The 609-nt window shown below is 31.0% G+C and carries 2 protein-coding genes; one reads left to right on the forward strand and one right to left on the reverse strand.

The genetic code is table 11. The features are described from left to right. The coding region (locus tag IDG60_RS28325; protein WP_206161135.1) for an alkaline phosphatase at positions 1–367 on the forward strand (367 nt) is incomplete at its 5' end. Positions 368–426: 59 nt separating this feature from the next. Here the strand turns inward: IDG60_RS28325 and IDG60_RS28330 are convergent. Further along, entirely contained in the window at positions 427–528 is a 102-nt protein-coding gene (locus tag IDG60_RS28330; RefSeq protein ID WP_000731972.1) for an SE2200 family small protein, read from the reverse strand. Between the last annotated feature and the right edge of the window lie 81 nt (positions 529–609).

The following is a 609-nucleotide window of genomic DNA, read 5'->3' on the forward strand; positions in this document are numbered from 1 at the left end:
ACACTCTGGATCATATATGACAGAAAAAATGGCTAAAGGTGAAGACCCTGAAAAAGTTATTAATGAAGGTTATGGCTTTGAATTTTCACAAGATGATATGAAAAAGGTTAAAAAAGAGAATAAAAAGCTAAAAAGACTACTTAAAAAAGAAAAAGACGAAAAATCCGCAAAAGTAGAAACGCAAACAAAAGCCCTACAACACGCTATTCAGAAGCCAGTAAATGATAAATCTTATACAGGGTGGACTTCCGATGGACATACAGGCGAGGATGTTAATACCTACGCTTATGGACCTAGATCAGAATCATTTAGTGGTAATATCGAAAATACAGAAAGCGCAAAAATAATATTTGATATATTCAAGTAAAGCATAAAAAAATTCTCGAGCACTATAACAAGGTGTTCGGGAATTTTTTATGGTTTAATTTAGTACTCAATGTTAGGTGCTTGGTTAACACGTTCTTGGTATTTTTTAAATGCGAAGTATAAACCGCCAACTAATGTTAAAATAACTGCTAATTTTTTCATCATTCAAACTCCTTTCTAAGATGTGTTGAAACTGAGTTCAATTAAATTATATGTTTTTATTATACACTTTTTGACATATTT

This window comes from Staphylococcus sp. EG-SA-2, assembly GCF_017152085.1.